Origin of the sequence: Leucobacter chromiiresistens, assembly GCF_900102345.1 — a bacterium.
GTDB classification, from domain to species: Bacteria; Actinomycetota; Actinomycetes; order Actinomycetales; family Microbacteriaceae; genus Leucobacter; species Leucobacter chromiiresistens.
This window is the reverse complement of the sequence record NZ_FNKB01000001.1, coordinates 2321382-2337346: the sequence shown is the minus strand read 5'-3', so window position 1 is coordinate 2337346 and position 15965 is coordinate 2321382. Positions and strand designations below refer to the sequence as shown.

15 protein-coding genes and 1 tRNA gene are annotated in these 15965 nt (G+C 70.4%); 9 read left to right on the top strand and 7 right to left on the bottom strand.

The features are described 5' to 3' along the window. Positions 1–28 precede the first annotated feature (28 nt). Both BLT44_RS10660 and aceE read right to left on the bottom strand, forming a co-directional pair. Positions 29–1267 carry a PucR family transcriptional regulator gene (locus BLT44_RS10660; RefSeq protein ID WP_143026126.1) on the bottom strand — a complete coding sequence of 413 codons (1239 nt, stop codon included), beginning with the start codon at positions 1265–1267 and terminating at the stop codon, positions 29–31. A 33-nt stretch (positions 1268–1300) separates the two neighbouring features. Further along, complete coding sequence (gene aceE / locus BLT44_RS10655; RefSeq protein ID WP_010157104.1) at positions 1301–4027, bottom strand: pyruvate dehydrogenase (acetyl-transferring), homodimeric type; 2727 nt, start codon at positions 4025–4027, stop codon at positions 1301–1303. A gap of 246 nt (positions 4028–4273) precedes the next feature. On the opposite strand from aceE, the gene BLT44_RS10650 reads away from it, so the two are divergent. Both BLT44_RS10650 and BLT44_RS10645 read left to right on the top strand, forming a co-directional pair. Then, complete coding sequence (locus BLT44_RS10650; protein ID WP_010157105.1) at positions 4274–4741, top strand: redoxin domain-containing protein; 468 nt, start codon at positions 4274–4276, stop codon at positions 4739–4741. A 63-nt stretch (positions 4742–4804) separates the two neighbouring features. After that, positions 4805–4878, top strand: a tRNA-Val gene (locus BLT44_RS10645). 12 nt (positions 4879–4890) lie between these two features. On the opposite strand, the gene BLT44_RS10640 is transcribed toward BLT44_RS10645, so the two are convergent. Next, entirely contained in the window at positions 4891–5376 is a 486-nt protein-coding gene (locus tag BLT44_RS10640) for a glutathione peroxidase (RefSeq protein WP_010157106.1), read from the bottom strand. A gap of 109 nt (positions 5377–5485) precedes the next feature. Here BLT44_RS10640 and BLT44_RS10635 point away from each other — a divergent pair, with 109 nt between their 5' ends. Then, complete coding sequence (locus tag BLT44_RS10635) at positions 5486–6022, top strand: flavin reductase family protein (RefSeq protein ID WP_081473343.1); 537 nt, start codon at positions 5486–5488, stop codon at positions 6020–6022. 60 nt (positions 6023–6082) lie between these two features. Beyond that, on the top strand, positions 6083–7147 hold the full coding sequence (locus tag BLT44_RS10630; RefSeq protein ID WP_010157108.1) for a glutathione S-transferase family protein: 1065 nt from the start codon (positions 6083–6085) through the stop codon (positions 7145–7147). On the opposite strand, the gene BLT44_RS10625 is transcribed toward BLT44_RS10630, so the two are convergent. The 4 genes from BLT44_RS10625 to BLT44_RS10610 are packed head-to-tail and all read right to left on the bottom strand — an operon-like array spanning position 7144 to position 11392. Beyond that, positions 7144–8382 (bottom strand): MFS transporter, encoded by a 1239-nt coding sequence (locus BLT44_RS10625; RefSeq protein WP_231291571.1) that lies wholly within the window; start codon positions 8380–8382, stop codon positions 7144–7146. The two genes, BLT44_RS10630 and BLT44_RS10625, sit on opposite strands and share 4 nt — an antisense overlap. After that, complete coding sequence (locus BLT44_RS10620) at positions 8379–9026, bottom strand: MBL fold metallo-hydrolase (protein WP_010157110.1); 648 nt, start codon at positions 9024–9026, stop codon at positions 8379–8381. Before BLT44_RS10620 ends, BLT44_RS10625 begins: the two co-directional genes overlap by 4 nt. A 28-nt stretch (positions 9027–9054) precedes the next feature. Continuing rightward, positions 9055–9900: a universal stress protein gene (locus BLT44_RS10615; protein WP_010157111.1), complete on the bottom strand. Its 846-nt coding sequence runs from the start codon at positions 9898–9900 to the stop codon at positions 9055–9057. A 52-nt stretch (positions 9901–9952) separates the two neighbouring features. Further along, a complete protein-coding gene (locus tag BLT44_RS10610) occupies positions 9953–11392 on the bottom strand; it encodes a glyceraldehyde-3-phosphate dehydrogenase (RefSeq protein ID WP_010157112.1) in 1440 nt (479 codons plus the stop codon). Between the two features lie 247 nt (positions 11393–11639). On the opposite strand from BLT44_RS10610, the gene BLT44_RS10605 reads away from it, so the two are divergent. From BLT44_RS10605 to BLT44_RS10585, 5 genes are all read left to right on the top strand, one after another. Then, positions 11640–12554, top strand: a complete 915-nt coding sequence (locus BLT44_RS10605; RefSeq protein WP_010157113.1) for a MetQ/NlpA family ABC transporter substrate-binding protein — start codon at positions 11640–11642, stop codon at positions 12552–12554. A gap of 79 nt (positions 12555–12633) precedes the next feature. Next, positions 12634–13662 (top strand): methionine ABC transporter ATP-binding protein, encoded by a 1029-nt coding sequence (locus BLT44_RS10600; protein WP_010157114.1) that lies wholly within the window; start codon positions 12634–12636, stop codon positions 13660–13662. Continuing rightward, entirely contained in the window at positions 13662–14327 is a 666-nt protein-coding gene (locus BLT44_RS10595; RefSeq protein WP_010157115.1) for a methionine ABC transporter permease, read from the top strand. Before BLT44_RS10600 ends, BLT44_RS10595 begins: the two co-directional genes overlap by 1 nt. A gap of 3 nt (positions 14328–14330) precedes the next feature. Then, positions 14331–15176 carry a Nif3-like dinuclear metal center hexameric protein gene (locus BLT44_RS10590; protein ID WP_010157117.1) on the top strand — a complete coding sequence of 282 codons (846 nt, stop codon included), beginning with the start codon at positions 14331–14333 and terminating at the stop codon, positions 15174–15176. A gap of 37 nt (positions 15177–15213) precedes the next feature. After that, the gene (locus tag BLT44_RS10585) at positions 15214–15960 is read left to right on the top strand and encodes a zinc ribbon domain-containing protein (protein ID WP_010157118.1); all 747 of its coding nucleotides are present in this window, start codon (positions 15214–15216) and stop codon (positions 15958–15960) included. Positions 15961–15965 lie beyond the last annotated feature (5 nt).

Below are 15965 nucleotides of genomic sequence, written 5' to 3'. Positions count from 1 at the left end.
GCGGGGGAGAGCCCGCTCCCCGCGGGGGTCAGCGGGCCGCGTCGCGCTTCGGCGCCGGCGGCCGACGACCGTGCTGCGCGATCGATCCCGCGATGAGGGCGGACTGCAGAATCAGCGCCTCCCGCGCTCCCGTCGCGTTCCAGCCGATCACATCGGAGACCTTCTTGAGCCGGTAGCGCACCGTGTTCGGGTGCACGAACAGCTCCCGCGCGGTCGCCTCCAGCGATCGCCCGTTGTCGAGATAGCACCAGAGCGTCTCGAGCAGCTCGCCCGAATGCGCGGCCAGTGGTTCGTAGATCTGCTCAATGAGGGTGCGCCGCGCGAGCCCGTCACCGGCGAGCGCGCGCTCCGGGAGCAGGTCGTCGGCCGGCACGGGTCTCGGGGCGTGCCGCCAGGAGCGCGCCACGGCGACACCCGCCAGCGCGGCCCGAGCGCTCCGCGACGCGTCGACGAGGTTGTCGACGGTGGGCCCCAGCACGAGCGGCCCGTCCGAGAACCCGTCGGCGAGGCGCTGGGCGATCTCGAGGAAGGAGAGCGGCTCGGACGCACCGGCCGCACCCGAGCCCGCCGCCCCCGAGCCCGCGGCGGGCTCCGGCTGCGACGCGTCGAGCCGGCCCAGCACGAGCACGAGGCGCGTGCCCTGCAGCCCGATCAGCACGTCCGCTCCGGCGTGGCGCGCGGATCGCCGCAGCTGATCGACGTCCACGAAGCGCTCGGCGGTGCCGACGAGCACCGCCGCCTCGCCGTCACCGTGCCAGCCGAGCGCCGCGATGCGGCTGGGCAGCTCGTCATCGCTCTCGCCGGTCAGGATCGAATCGACGACGAGCGCCTCGAGGCGGGCGTCCCACAACCCGCGCGCCTCTGCGGCTCGGGCGTAGACGTCGGCGGCGGCGAAGGCGACGTCGCGCGAGTAGTGCAGCACGGCCTCGCGCAGCGCCTCGCTCTTCGGCGCCACGCGATCCTCGACGACGGAGACGACGACGCGGATGAGCTGCAGCGTCTCCTGCAGGCTGATCGATCGCAGCAGCTCGCGCGGCGCGGCGCTGAAGACGTCGGACGCGATCCAGGGGGTCGAGGTCGGATCCTCATACCACTGGATGAACGAGCTGATACCCGTCTGCGCGACGAGACCGATCGCCGAGCGACGGCTCGGCGGCATGTTCCCGTACCAGGGGAGCGTGTCGTCGAGCCTCGTGATGGTGCGCGTCGACAGCTCCCCCGTGATCGTCCGGAGCCACGCGAGCTCCTGCGACTTCGTGCGATCCATGGGCGTGGATTCGGGCTGCATCGGGGTCTCCGTTCAGGACTCCCCGCCCGCGCCGCCGGTCGAACCCGCGTTCACGTCGTCGAGCCGGTACTGCTCCGCTGCGCGCCGCGGAATGTCGGCGTCGATCTCGCCCTGCAGGGCGAGCCGCTGCAGCACCTTCACCACGACCGACTCGCGGTCGATGCCGAAGTAGCGGCGGGCCGCAGCACGGGTATCCGAGAACCCGAAGCCGTCGGCGCCCAGCACCGAGTAGTCGCCCGGCACGAAGGCGCGGATCTGCTCGGGCACCTGCGTCGCCCAGTCGCTCACCGCCACCACGGGGCCCTCCGAGCCCTGCAGCTTCTCGGTGAGATACGGCACGCGGGGCTCGGCGCCGAAGTTGCGGAAGTTGTGATCCTCGGCCGCGACGCCGTCGCGTCCGAGCTCGGTCCAGCTCGTGACGCTCCAGACGTCGGCCGCGACGTCCCAGTCGCGCTCGAGGAGCTTCTGCGCCTGCAGCGCCCACGGCACCGCCACGCCCGATGCGAGGATCTGCGCGCGATGCGTGCCGCCCTCCGCCGGCCGCACCTTGTGGATGCCGCGGACGATGCCGTCGACGTCCACGTTCTCGGGCTCCGCCGGGTGCACGATCGGCTCGTTGTAGACCGTCAGGTAGTACATGACGTTGGGGTCCGGGTGCTCGCCGCCGTACATGCGCTCGATGCCGGATCGGACGATGTGCCCGAGCTCGTACCCGTACGCCGCGTCGTAGGCGACGACCGCCGGGTTCGTCGCGGCCAGGGCGATCGAGTGCCCGTCGGCGTGCTGCAGACCCTCGCCGGTCAGCGTCGTGCGACCCGCGGTGGCGCCGATCACGAAGCCGCGCGCCATCTGGTCGCCGGCGGCCCAGAAGGCGTCGCCCGTGCGCTGGAAGCCGAACATCGAGTAGAAGATGTAGACCGGAATGAGGGGCTCGCCCTGCGTCGAGTAGGAGGTGCCCACCGCGGTGAAGGCGGCAGCGGCGCCCGCCTCGTTGATGCCGACGTGCAGCAGCACGCCCTGCGGGCTCTCCTTGTAGGCGAGCAGCAGCTCGCGGTCGACCGAGACGTAGTTCTGCCCGTTGGGGTTGTAGATCTTCGAGGTCGGGAAGTACGAGTCCATGCCGAACGTGCGGGCCTCGTCAGGGATGATCGGCACGATGCGCGGGCCGAACGTCTTGTCGCGCATCAGGTCCTTGAGGAGGCGCACGAAGACCATCGTGGTCGCCGCCTCCTGCGTGCCCGAGCCCTTCGCGGCGATCGCGTAGGTCTTCTTCTCGGGGAGCGCGAGCTCGGCGTGCTTCGTGCGGCGCTCCGGCAGGTAGCCGCCGAGCGCGCGACGGCGCTCGTGGATGTACTGGATCGCCTCGTCGTCGTCGCCCGGGAAGTAGTAGGGCGGGCGGTACGGATCGGCTTCGAGCTGCGCGTCGGAGATCGGGATGCGCATCGTGTCGCGGAACGTCTTGATGTCGTCCAGCGTCATCTTCTTCATCTGGTGCGTTGCGTTGCGGCCCTCGAAGTGCGGGCCGAGACCGTAGCCCTTGACCGTCTTCGCGAGGATGACGGTCGGGCGGCCCTTGTGGGCGAGCGCGGCCGCGTACGCGGCGTACACCTTGCGGTAATCGTGGCCGCCGCGGCGCAGCTGCCAGATCTGGTCGTCGGTGTAGTCGTCGACGAGGTGCATCGCCCGCTCGTCCTTGCCGAAGAAGTGGTTGCGGATGTACGCGCCGTTCTCCGCCTTGTACGTCTGGTAGTCGCCGTCGGGCGTCGTGTTCATGATGTTGAGCAGGGCGCCGTCGACGTCGCGCTCGAGCAGGTCGTCCCACTCTCGGCCCCAGATGACCTTGATGACGTTCCAGCCCGCGCCGCGGAAGAAGCTCTCGAGCTCCTGGATGATCTTGCCGTTGCCGCGCACCGGTCCGTCGAGGCGCTGCAGGTTGCAGTTGATCACGAAGGTCAGGTTGTCGAGCCCCTCGTTGGCGGCGACCTGCAGCTGGCCGCGGCTCTCGACCTCGTCCATCTCGCCGTCGCCGAGGAACGCCCATACGTGCTGATCCGAGGCGTCCTTGATGCCGCGGTTCGTGAGGTACTTGTTGAGCTGCGCCTGGTAGATGGCGTTGATGGGGCCGAGGCCCATCGAGACGGTGGGGAACTGCCAGAACTCGGGCGCCAGGCGCGGGTGCGGGTAGCTCGGGAGGCCGCCACCGGCGTGCGACTTCTCCTGACGGAAGCCGTCGAGCTGGTCGGCGCTCAGGCGCCCCTCGAGGAAGGCGCGCGCGTACATGCCGGGGGAGGCGTGCCCCTGGGCGAAGATCTGGTCGCCGCCGCCGGGGTGATCCTGGCCGCGGAAGAAGTGGTTGAAGCCGACCTCGTAGAGCGACGCCGCCGAGGCGTACGACGAGATGTGGCCGCCCACGCCGATGCCGGGGGCCTGCGCGCGGTGCACCGTCATCGCGGCGTTCCAGCGGATCCACGAGCGGTACTTGCGCTCGAGCTCCTCGTTGCCGGGGAAGTCGGGCTCGTCGTTCGACGCGATCGTGTTCACGTAATCCGTGGTGGGCACCTGCGGCACGTTCAGGTGCAGCTGGCGCGAGCGGTCGAGCAGGCTCGTCATGATCTCGCGGCCGCGGCCGGCGCCGCGCTCCTCCACGACCGCATCGAGGGACTCGCGCCATTCGGCGGTCTCCTGCGGATCCTGATCTTCGTTCCCGCGTGCGTAGGGATCCTGCGTGTTGACAGCCAAGATTGTGCTCCATTCACCATGAGGCGTGCAGGAGCCGGGACCGCTGGTTGATGCGTCGGCGCACTGCACGAAAGGCGCCCGCTGGATTCGCGGGTGTGCCTCCACACTATCGAATTTGTACGAAGGATCACCCCGACGTCGCGCGTCGTGTGTCATTCAGGCACAATCGGCGCGGGTGGTGCGGCTTGGCTAGGGTGGATCGCGTCGCATCACGAGGGGGCCCTCCGGCCCGGAACAGGAGGTCGCATGGTGCTCGCCGCGGGAGCCGCAGCGCCCGATTTCGCGCTGTCGGATCAGTACGGATCGGAGACCGTGCTCTCCGACCTGTTGCAGGACGGCCCGGTGGCGCTGGTGTTCGTGCCGTTCGCCTTCTCGCGCATCTGCACGTCGGAGTTCGCCGAGCTCTCGGCGCACGCCGACCTGTTCGCCGAGCGCTCGGTGCAGCTCGTCGGCATCACGGTCGATTCGGTGTGGACCCTGCGCGCCTGGGCGGAGCAGGAGGGCTTCTCGTTCCCGATCCTCTCCGACTTCTGGCCGCACGGCGAGGTCGCCCGGGCGTGCGGCGCACTCGACGAGCGCATGGGGGCGGCCGCGCGGGCGACGGTGGTGGTCGGCCGGGACGGGCGCGTGGCCGCCTCGTTCTCGAGCGGCGCGGGTGAGGCCCGCCCGCTCGCCGCCTACCGGGAGGCCGTCTCGGCGCTGCCGCGCGCGTGAGCGGGGCCGATTTCTTCGCGCGACGGCGTTTCCTCTAAGCTATGGATGCCGCTCGGCGGCGTGGGGCCTGTAGCTCAGTTGGTTAGAGCATCTCGTTTACACCGAGAGGGTCGGGGGTTCGAGTCCCTCCGGGCCCACCCTCACCGTCGTCACTCCGGCAGCGCCGCTTCGATCGCCTCGATGACGGCGGGGTCGTCGGGCTCGACCGTCGGCCGGAAGCGCGACACCGAGCCGTCGGGCGCGACGAGGAACTTCTCGAAGTTCCACTTCACCCGCCCCGCCTTGCCGTCCGCGTCGGGCACCTCGCGCAGCTGCTCGTAGAGCGGATGCTTCTTGCGGCCGTTGACCTTGATCTTCTCCATGAGCGGGAAGGTGACGCCGTACGACGTCGAGCAGAACGTCTTGATCTCCTCGCCGTCGCCGGGCTCCTGACCCATGAACTGGTTGCACGGGAAGCCGAGCACCGTGAGACCCCGATCGCCGTAGGTGCGCTGCAGCGCCTCGAGCTTCTCGTACTGCGGCGTGAGACCGCACTTCGAGGCCACGTTCACGATGAGTACGGCCCGGTCGGCGTAATCGGCGAGCGAGGCCGGCTCGCCGTCGATCGTGGTGAAGGGGATGTCGCGAAGCTCCATGCCCACAGCCTAGGCCAGCGGGGCGTCGGAATGAACGCGCCGCACGATACGTTGGGGTCGATGTCGGGGCGCGTTCCGCGCTCCGCAGAGACGGAAGGGTACGGTGCGCATGAGTTCGGCTCCGGAGAGTGCAGCGGTGGGGTTCGACGCGAGCGGGGTGAGCGGCGCCGATGCGCTGAAGCAAGCGTTTCGGGAGCACCCCTCGGGGGTGGCGCTGATCACCGCGATGACGGACGAGGGGCCGGTCGGGCTGACGGCCTCCAGCGTCGCCTCGGTCGGCATCGACCCGCCCGCGCTCGCGTTCTCGGTGACGCGTGCGACCGGCAGTGCGGGCGGCGTGCTGGGCGCGGAGACGCACCTCGTACACCTCCTCGATTCGCGGCATGCCGACGTCGCGCAGGCCTTCGCGGTCTCGGGCGCGGAGCGCTTCACCCCCGAGCAGGGGTGGGCGTCGCTCGCGACGGGCGAGCCCTACCTCCCCGCCTCGCGCGTGGCGCTGCGCTGCCGCCCGCTGCACACGCTCGGCGTCGGCTCGTCGGTCGTCGTCGTCGCAGAAGTGCTCGGCGCCGTCTTCGGCGAGGCCGCGGAGCCGATGGTGTACGTGGATCGCCGTTTCCACACGCTGCCCGCAGCCGATCGGGCCTAGCATCGGAATCACGAGTCGACATCTCCGCGAGCGGAGATCCGCACGATCAGAGGAGACCGGATGACCGAATCGTCAGACACCGCGATGGGGAGCTACGTGACCGGGGGTGCGTTCGAGCGCGATACGCAGTACATCGAGGATCGCATCGTCGCCGATCCCGATGCGGTGCGCGCGCTGCCCGCGCCGCCGGCGTCGAAGATCGGCTCGCTCGGGTTCGGGCTCTCCGAGGGCGCCGAGGCGTGGCCGGTCGAGCCGGGGCGCTACCGGCTCGTCGCCGCTGCCGCCTGCCCCTGGGCGAACCGGACGCTGATCGTGCGGCGGCTGCTCGGCCTGGAAGACGTGATCTCGCTCGGCCAGCCCGGTCCGGTGCACGACGCGCGATCCTGGACCTTCGATCTCGACCCGGACGGCCGCGACCCCGTGCTCGGCACGGAGCGGCTGCAGGAGAACTACTTCGCCCGGTTCCCGGGGTACCCGCGCGGCATCACCGTGCCCGCGATCGTCGATGTTGCGAGCGGCGGGGTGGTCACGAACGACTACCCGCAGATCACGCTCGACTTCTCGACGCAGTGGCGGGAGTTCCATCGCGACGGCGCCCCCGACCTGCTGCCGAGCGACCAGGTGGACGAGATGTGGCCGATCATCGAGCGCATCTTCACGGAGGTCAACAACGGTGTCTACCGGTGCGGGTTCGCGGGGAGCCAGGAGGCGTACGACGCCGCCTACGAGCGGCTGTGGACGGCGATGGACTGGCTCGAGGAGCGGCTCGCGACGCGCCGCTTCGTGATGGGCGACACGATCACGGAGGCCGATGTGCGGCTCTTCACCACGCTCGCCCGATTCGACCCCGTCTACCACGGTCACTTCAAGGCGAACCGCAACAAGCTGAGCGAGATGGAGCACCTCTGGGGGTACGCTCGCGATCTCTACCAGACGCCCGGGTTCGGCGACACGATCGACTTCGCGCAGATCAAACAGCACTACTACGCCACCCACGCCGACATCAACCCGACGCGGATCGTGCCGCTCGGGCCGGACCTCGCGAACTGGCGCACGCCGCACGGCCGCGAGCGGCTGGGCGGAGCGCCCTTCGGCGACGGGACCCCGCCGCAGCCGAAGCGCTAACGCGGAACCGTGATGCCCACGGTGTCGCGGTTGCGCGCCTTGTCCCGGCGCTCGACCGCGATGCCGGAGAGCGCGAGGGCCATGCCGATGCAGCCGAGCACCACGCCGACCCAGCCGGGGGCGAGGTACCCGAACCCGCCGGCGATCGCGAGCCCGCCGAGCCAGGCGCCGAGGCTGTTGCCGACGTTGAACGCGGCGTGGTTCACGGCGGCGCCGAAGAGCGCGGCCTCGCCGGATACGCGGATCAGACGCGACTGGATGGAGGGCATCAGCACCGACGAGGTGACGCCGAGCAGGAACGTCGTGACGATGAGCCCCGCGGGGGTGCTGGCGAGCAGCGCGTAGGCGACCAGCACGGCGATGAACGAGGTGAAGCCGAAGACGATGGTGCGCGTCAGATCCTTGTCGCTCGCCCACCCTCCGGCGAGGTTGCCGATCGTCATGCCGAGGCCGAGCCCCGCGAGCACCCACGGCACCGCGGACTCGGGGAGCCCGGTCGACCGCGTCGTCACCTCGGCGATGTACGAGTAGACGGCGAAGAAGCCGCCGAACCCGATCGCGCCCACGCCGATCATGATCCAGAGGCGGTAGTTGCGGAGCGCTGAGAGCTCGAGCAGCGCACTGCGCTCGGGGTTGCCGGGATAGCGGGGGAGGAAGGCGAGGCAGAGGAGCAGCGTCGCGGTGAAGATGACGGCGACGAGCACGTAGGCCCAGCGCCAGCCGGCGACCTGGCCGATCCACGTCGCGATCGGCACTCCCACCACGTTCGCGACGGTGAGCCCCGAGAGCGCCAGGGCGATGCCCCGGCCCTGCATGCCCGGGCCCATGATGCGCGCGGCGAGCAGGGAGGCGACGCCGAAGTAGGCCCCGTGCGGCAGCGCTGCGACGAAACGGGCCACCGCGAGCGAACCGAAGGTCGGCATGCACACCGACGCGATGGTGCCGAGGATGAAGAGGCCGAGGAGCAGGAAGGCGAGCTTCGTCTGCGACATGCGCGCGGCGAGCACCGCGAACGTCGGGGCGCCCACGACGACCCCGAGCGCGTACGCCGTGATGAGCCAGCCGGCCTGGGCGATGACCGTGTCGGGTGACGCTGCGAAGCCGGGGAGCAGGTCGCTCGCGATCTCGGGCAGGAAGCCCATCGTCGCGAACTCCGTCACCCCGATGCCGAAGCCGCCGAGTGCGAGCGCGAAGAGCGCGAAGCCGCGCTGCACAGGAGTCAGGCGGGCGGTCACCAGCCGCGCGCGATCCACGCGTCGAGGTCGGGCTGCTCGGCGGCGATCGTCGTCCGCTCGCCGTGCCCGGTGAGGGCGGCGGTGTCGCCGGGCAGCGCGAAGAGCTGCGTGCGGATCGAGTCGATGATCTGCGGGAAGCTGGAGTACTCCCAGCGGGTCGCTCCGGGGCCGCCCTGGAACAGGGTGTCGCCGCTGAAGACCGCGCCGAGCGACGGCGCGGCGAAGCAGACGGACCCCGGAGTGTGGCCGGGCGTGTGCAAAGTCGTGAGATCGACTCCCGCCACCCAGAACGACGCCCCGTGCGCGAGCTCGATGTCGGGCACCGCATCGCCGTGCGTCTCGCGCCAGACGAAGAGGTCGTCGGGGTGCAGATGGATCAGCGCGTCGAGTCGACTCGCGAGCTCGACGGCGGCGTTCACATGATCGTTGTGCCCGTGCGTCAGCAGAATGCCGAGCGTCTCGCGATCGCCGACCGCCCGCTCGATCGCTGCCGCGTCGTGGCTCGCATCGATCACGACGACCTGCTCGTCGTCGCCGACGATCCAGACGTTGTTCTCGATCGGGATCTCCTCGAACCGGCCCGACGCGGGCTCGATCGGGAGCGCGCCTCGGGTGACGACGCGTTCGATGCGGGGTTCGCTCATTCGGGAGCTCCTGTTCGGGGGAGGCGGATCAGCCGCGCGTGACGACGACGGGGCACGGGAGGGCCTGCAGCACGCCGTGGCTGACGGAGCCGAGGAGCAGGCGGGAGATGCCGCCGCGCCCGCGGCTGCCGACGACCAGCAGTTCGGCGTGCTCGGCCGCCTGCACCAGGGCCGCGACGGGGGACGACTGCACGATCTCCCGGCGCACCTCCAGGTCGGGGTAGCGATGCGCGATGCCCGCGACGCCGATCGCAATCGCCTCCTCGGCGGCGGCGCGCTGCGACTCGACGAGCTCCTCGCTCCACAGGTACTCGAGCCCCGGGGTCAGCGGCGGCATCCAGGCGTAGACCGCGACGAGCGGCACCTCGCGCAGCGACGCCTGCTCGGCGGCGAACGCGATCGCGCGCTTCGACGCCTCGGATCCGTCGACGCCGACCACGACGGGCGCGTTGGGCCGCGCTTCGACCTGCGGGATCACTGCGACGGGGCAGTGGGCGGTCGCGGCGACCTTCACGGCGCGAGTGCCGAAGAAGGAGCCCGAGAACCGGCCGCCCTGATGGGCGCCGAGCACCACGAGATCGGCGTGCTTCGATGCGGTCTCGATCTCCGCGATGGGGTGGCCGACGACCGCGGTGCCCGTGATGGCGCCGGCGAAGCCGAGCTCCCGCGCGTACGCCGTCTCGACTTGCAGCATCTGCTCCGAGGCCAGCTGCGCCTCCGAGAGGAACGCGACGCTCTCGGAGAGGAACGAGTCGTCGGCGACATGGATGAGCTCGACGGAGGCGCCGCGCTCGGTGGCGCGCGCGAGGCCCCAGGCCAGGGCGACCCTGCTCGGCTCGGATCCATCTACTCCAATGAGGTACTTCTCAGACATGATCTGTCCTTTCTCTTCGGTGAGGTGTCGAGTGAGCAGGGCCGCCGGCGCCTCAGTTCGCGAGCGCCGGGAGGTGGACCGGGTGGCCGCCGGCGAGATGCTCGATGATGCGCACGACCTGGCAGCTGTAGCCGTACTCGTTGTCGTACCAGACGTACACGACGGCGCTGTCGCCGGTGACGATGGTGGCGAGTCCGTCGACGATGCCCGCGCGGTTCGAGCCGACGAAGTCGGTCGATACGATCTCATCCGATTCGACGTAGTCGATCTGCGTGCGGAGGGCGCCGGTCAGCGAGACCTCCTGCAGCACCGCGTTGACCTCGTCGCGCGTGGTCTCGCGTTCGAGCTGCAGGTTCAGCACGGCCATCGAGACGTCGGGCGTGGGAACGCGGATCGCGTTGCCCGTCAGCTTGCCCGCGAACTCGGGCAGCGCCTTCGCGACGGCCTTCGCCGCACCCGTCTCGGCGAGCACCATGTTCAGCGCCGCCGAGCGGCCGCGGCGCGCGCCCTTGTGGAAGTTGTCGGTGAGGTTCTGGTCGTTGGTGTACGAGTGCACGGTCTCGACGTGGCCCCGCTCGACGCCGAAGCGGTCGTTCAGCACCTTCAGCACCGGAGTGATCGCGTTCGTCGTGCACGAGGCGGCGCTGAGGATCTGCTGGTCGTCGGTGATGGCGTCGTGGTTCACGCCGTACACCACGTTGAGCAGGTCGCCCTTGCCGGGCGCGGTGAGCAGCACGCGGTCGATGCCCGGGTTCTCCAGGTGCTTCGCGAGGCCCTCGGCGTCGCGCCAGCGACCGGTGTTGTCGACGAGGATCGCGTGCTCGATGCCGTACTGCGCGTAGTCGACGCTCGCGGGGTCGTCGGAGTAGATGACCTGGATGCGCACGCCGTTGGCGAGGATCACGTTCTCGTCCTCGAGCACCTTGATGGTGCCGTTGAACGGGCCGTGCACGGAGTCGCGCTTCAGCAGGTTGGCGCGCTTCTCGAGGTCGTTGTCCGACCCGCGGCGCACGACGATCGCGCGCAGGTTCAGGCCGTTGCCGCTACCGGTGTGCTCGATGATGATGCGCGCGAGCAGGCGACCGATGCGGCCGAAGCCGTAGAGCACGACGTCGGTGCCCCGCCCGGGGGCCGCCGCGTCGGCTGCGGGGAGCGTCTCCCGCAGGTACGCGTCGAGGTCGTCGCTCCCCGAATCGCGGAACGCCTTCGCGAGCAGCGCGAGGTCGACGGACGCGGGACCGGGCTGGATGCGCGCGAGCGCGGAGACGATCGCCGACGTCTCGTCGAGCGGCAGCTCCACGTCATCGATCTTGCGGGCGAAGCTGTGGGCTCGGATGATGTCGATCGGCGAGCGGCCGACGAGACTGCGCCCGTGCACCGACATGACGACGTCGTGATCCCGGTAGAGCTGGCCGATGAGCGGGATCATGCGCTCCGCGAGCTCCTGCTTCGACTTCCACGCTTCGAGGTGATCGTCAGCACGCTGGTTCATGTGAACGGAGGGTTCCTTCCTGAGGTGTACACGAGGGATCGGCCTGCCCGCCGGAGACGCACGGCGTCTCGCTCCCAGTATCCCATGGGCGCGGCCGGAGCGCGCCCGGCGCGCGCACGAGCGCGCGCGCCGGGCGCATGACGCCGTGTGACAGCCGGATTTCGGCGAGCGGCGGCCGTCTTACATGCTGGTGGGCGACCCCGCGGGCGCCGAGCCCGCATCCCCAATCACGACATTGAGGAACACTATGACGTTCACGAAGCGCGGCATCCTCGCCGCCTCACTCACCGCCTGCGCGCTGGCCGCCGCGACGGTGCTCGCCGGCTGCTCGACCGACGCCGGCGGCGCCGAGGGCTCCGACGGCGGCTCCGAGACGGTCCGCATCGGCGTCGTCGGCGCGAGCGATGCGTACTGGCAGACGTTCACCGATGCCGCCGCCGATGAGGGCATCACCGTCGAGCTGGTCGACTTCACCGACTACAACCAGCCGAACCCGGCGCTCTCCGAGGGCGAGCTCGATCTCAACCAGTTCCAGCACATCCAGTACCTCGCCGACTACAACGTCTCGAACGACGACGACCTCGTGACGATCGGCGCGACGGCGATCTACCCGCTCGGCGTCTTCTCGACGAAGCACGACGCGCTCGAGGACATCCCCGAGGGCGGCACCGTCGCGGTTCCCTCGGACCCCAGCAATCGCGCGCGGGCGCTGAACGTGCTCCAGGCGGCGAAACTCATCGAGCTCACCGACGGCGGCACCCTGTTCTCGACCCCCGACGACGTCGACACGGCGAAGTCGAAGGTGCAGGTCACCGAGATGGACGCGTCGTTCACGGCGACCTCGCTCGCCGATGTCGACGCCGCCGTCGTCAACAACGACTTCGTCACCGACGCAGGGCTCGAGTTCTCGGAGGCCCTCTACCAGGACGATCCGAGCGATGAGGGCGCGAAGTACTTCATCAACATCTTCGCCGCGCGCGCCGACGACGCCGACGACGAGACGTACGCGAAGCTGGTCGAGATCTACCAGACCAACGAGGAGGTGCAGGCGGGCGTCGCCGAGAACTCCGGCGATTCCGCGATCCTGCTCGACACCCCCGCGGCCGAGCTCCAGGAGATCCAGGCCGACGCCGAGGCGCAGATCGCCGAGAGCAAGGGCTGATTCGACGCTGGTACCCCATAGGATCGGGGCGTTCGGTTTTCCGAGCGCCCCGTTGCTGTGAGACCCGAAAGGAGGCGCGATGACCCGCGTCCAGATGATCGGCGTGTCGAAGCGCTACCCGGGCCGGGGGAAGAGCGCGTCGCCCGTCGTCGCGGTCGATGACGTCACGATCGACGTGGCCTCCGGCGAGATCCACGCCATCATCGGGTACTCCGGCGCCGGCAAGAGCACGCTGCTGCGGCTCGTGAACGGTCTGGAGCACGCGAGCGACGGGCGGATCCTCGTCGGCGACGACGAGATCACCGCGCTCCCCGAATCCCAGCTGCGCCGGGTGCGCGGCCGGATCGGCATGATCTTCCAGCAGTTCAACCTCTTCCACGCGAAGAAGGTCGCGAAGAACGTCGAGTACCCCCTCGTCGTCGCCGGCATGCCGGCAGCCGAGCGCCGGCGCCGCGTCGCCGAGCTGCTCGAGTTCGTCGGCCTGTCTGAGAAGAGCGGCGCCTACACGGATCAGCTCTCGGGCGGCCAGAAGCAGCGAGTCGGCATCGCCCGCGCCCTCGCGACGAACCCGGGCGTGCTGCTCGCCGACGAGGCGACGAGCGCCCTCGACCCCCAGACGTCGCGCGAGGTGCTCGCGCTGCTGAAGCGGGTGAACGCCGAGTTCGGCATCACCATCATCCTCATCACGCACGAGATGGAGGTGGTGCGCGAGATCGCCGACCGCGTCACCGTCATGGACTCGGGGCGCGCGGTGGAGCAGGGCGACGTCTTCGACGTGTTCTCGGATCCCCAGTCGCAGACGACGAAGCGGTTCGTGGCGACGGCGCTGCCCACCGAGCCGCGCGCCGAACGGCTCGACGGCCTGCGCGAGCGGCATCGCGGCAGGCTGGTGTCGCTCACCTTCCGCGACGGGGACGTGGACCAGCCGGTCGTATTCCGCACGCTCGCCGAGCGCGGCGTGGGCGTCAGCATCGTCCACGGCGGCATCACCGACGTCGGCGGCCGGAGCTTCGGCAAACTCACACTGGAACTGATCGGCGACGATCTCAAGGTCGAGCACGCCATCGCGGCGCTCGCGCAGGAGACGGCCCTGGAGGTGCTCGCCTGATGGACAACCTCATCGAACTGCTGTCGAACGGCAAATTCCTCGAAGCGACGGTGCAGACCCTCACCTACGTCGTCATCGCGATGGGGCTCGGCGGAGCCCTCGGGCTCGTGCTCGGCGTGCTGCTCACCGTCACGCGTCAGGGCGGGGTGCTGCAGAGCCGCGGCGTGTACGTGGTGCTCAACTTCCTCGTCAACTTCTTCCGGCCGATTCCGTTCGTGATCCTCATCGCCGCGATCCAGCCCCTGGCGCGCGTCGTCGTCGGCACCGGCATCGGGGATCGGGCGCTCATCTTCGTGCTCACCTTCGCGGCGACGTTCGGCATCGCCCGCCTCGTCGAGCAGAATCTGCTGACGGTGCCCCCCGGGGTGATCGAGGCGTCGCGCGCGATGGGAGCCGGGCCGCTGCGCACCATCCTCACGGTGCTCATCCCCGAGGGGCTCGGACCCGTGGTGCTCGGCTACACGTTCGCCTTCATCGCGGTCGTCGACATGACCGCGATGGCCGGCGTCATCGGCGGCGGCGGGCTCGGCAACCTGGCCCTCCAGTACGGCTACCGGCAGTTCAACCCCTGGGTGACCTGGGCGGCGGTGCTGCTCATCATCGTCATCGTGCAGCTCGTGCAGCTGCTCGGCAACGTGATCGCCCGCAGGCTGCTGAGGAGGTAGACGGTGGACCGCTCCCGAGAGGCGTACGCACTCGCAGATCTGCGCGAGGCAGCGGAGGCGCTCTGGCCCGGCGCGATCGCGGAGTCGTGGGATCGCGTCGGGCTCGTCGCGGGCGCCGACTCCGCGCCGCTGCGCCGCGTGCTGCTCGCCGTCGACGCGGTGGGGGAGACGGTGGCGGAGGCGCTCGAGTGGGGCGCCGACGCACTGCTCACGCACCATCCGCTGCTGCTGCGCGGCGTGCACACGGTGGCGGAGGATACGGCGAAGGGCGCGCTGCTCGCGCGGTTGATCCGCGGCGGGTGCGCCCTGCTCGCGGCGCACACCAACGCGGATCAGCCCGCCGGCGGCGTCTCCGACGTGATCGCCGAGCGCCTGGGCCTCATCGGCGCCGCTCCCATCGTGCCCCACGCCTCCGATCCGGTGATCGGCATCGGGCGCGTCGGGCGGCTCCCGGCCCCCGAGTCGCTCCGGGCGTTCGCGAAGCGGGTCGCCGCCGAGATGCCGGCGACGGTCTCGGGAGTGCGGGTCGCCGGTGATCCGGAGCGGCTGGTGCAGCGCATCGCCCTCCTCGGCGGCGCGGGCGACAGCCTGCTCGATCACGCGTCGGTGCGCGGCGCCGACGTGTATCTCACCTCCGATCTGCGGCATCACCCCGCCCAGGAGGCGCTCGAGTCGTCCGCGGTCGCGGGTGGGCCGGCTTTGGTCGACGTCGCGCACTGGGCGAGCGAATCGCTCTGGCTCGCGGGCGCGGCCGACCGGCTCTGGGCGCGCCTGCCCGGCGTCGAGTTCCGGGTGAGCGCGCGCCGCACCGATCCGTGGACGTTCTCCGTCGGCGCGCTGCCGGCGTGAGGCCGGGCGAGCGGGCGGTGGCGGTAGGCTGGCGTCCATGAAGGCCAGCCCCCGGCAGCAGCGACTGCTGCTCGATCTCCAAGACCTCGACAACACGATCGCGCGGCTCCGCCGGCGTCGCGCGACGCTTCCCGAGCGCGCGGAGCTCACCGGACTGAGCGGCGACGCCGCCGAGGCGCGGACGAAGTTCATGGCGGCGCAGCGCGAGCTCGACACGCAGAATGCCGACCTCGAGCGCATCGAGGCGGACGTCGCGCTCGTGCAGCAGCGCCGCGACCGCGACGAGCAGCTGCTCTCGGCGAGCACCTCGAGCAAGGAGGCGCAGGCGCTGCAGGCCGAACTCGAGACCCTGACGCGGCGCCAGTCGGAGCTCGAGGATCGCGAGCTCGAACTGATGGAGGCCCAGGAGCGGGCGCTGCAGGCCTTCTCGACCGCCGAAGAGCTGTTCGCCGGAGTCGACGCCCGCCGCGCCGAGATCGACGCCCGCATCGCCGAGGCCGAGCAGCGCATCGACCGCGAGCTGGCCTCCAACGCCGAAGAGCGCGCCGGCGTCGCGGCCGAACTGCAGCGCGACGTGCTCGGACTCTACGAGGAGATCCGCGCTCGGATCGGCATCGGCGCCGCACGACTGCGCGGCAATGTCTCGGAGGCGAGCAACATGGCGCTCGCACCGGCCGAGCTCAGCGACATCCGGGCCGCCGCGCCCGATGAGATCGTGTTCTGCCCGGGTACGGGGGCGATTCTCGTGCGCGTCGAGGAGGACGAGGCGCGTCCAGTAAGCTGATTCCC

Excerpts from the sequence above, each read along its gene's own strand:
- BLT44_RS10660 (WP_143026126.1), bottom strand. The coding sequence starts at position 1,267 with ATGGATCGCACGAAGTCGCAGGAGCTCGCGTGGCTCCGGACGATCACG.
- BLT44_RS10650 (WP_010157105.1), top strand. The coding sequence starts at position 4,274 with ATGGTGCTCGCCGCGGGAGCCGCAGCGCCCGATTTCGCGCTGTCGGAT.
- BLT44_RS10640 (WP_010157106.1), bottom strand. The coding sequence starts at position 5,376 with ATGGAGCTTCGCGACATCCCCTTCACCACGATCGACGGCGAGCCGGCC.
- BLT44_RS10635 (WP_081473343.1), top strand. The coding sequence starts at position 5,486 with ATGAGTTCGGCTCCGGAGAGTGCAGCGGTGGGGTTCGACGCGAGCGGG.
- BLT44_RS10630 (WP_010157108.1), top strand. The coding sequence starts at position 6,083 with ATGACCGAATCGTCAGACACCGCGATGGGGAGCTACGTGACCGGGGGT.
- BLT44_RS10620 (WP_010157110.1), bottom strand. The coding sequence starts at position 9,026 with ATGAGCGAACCCCGCATCGAACGCGTCGTCACCCGAGGCGCGCTCCCG.
- BLT44_RS10615 (WP_010157111.1), bottom strand. The coding sequence starts at position 9,900 with ATGTCTGAGAAGTACCTCATTGGAGTAGATGGATCCGAGCCGAGCAGG.
- BLT44_RS10610 (WP_010157112.1), bottom strand. The coding sequence starts at position 11,392 with ATGAACCAGCGTGCTGACGATCACCTCGAAGCGTGGAAGTCGAAGCAG.
- BLT44_RS10605 (WP_010157113.1), top strand. The coding sequence starts at position 11,640 with ATGACGTTCACGAAGCGCGGCATCCTCGCCGCCTCACTCACCGCCTGC.
- BLT44_RS10600 (WP_010157114.1), top strand. The coding sequence starts at position 12,634 with ATGACCCGCGTCCAGATGATCGGCGTGTCGAAGCGCTACCCGGGCCGG.
- BLT44_RS10595 (WP_010157115.1), top strand. The coding sequence starts at position 13,662 with ATGGACAACCTCATCGAACTGCTGTCGAACGGCAAATTCCTCGAAGCG.
- BLT44_RS10585 (WP_010157118.1), top strand. The coding sequence starts at position 15,214 with ATGAAGGCCAGCCCCCGGCAGCAGCGACTGCTGCTCGATCTCCAAGAC.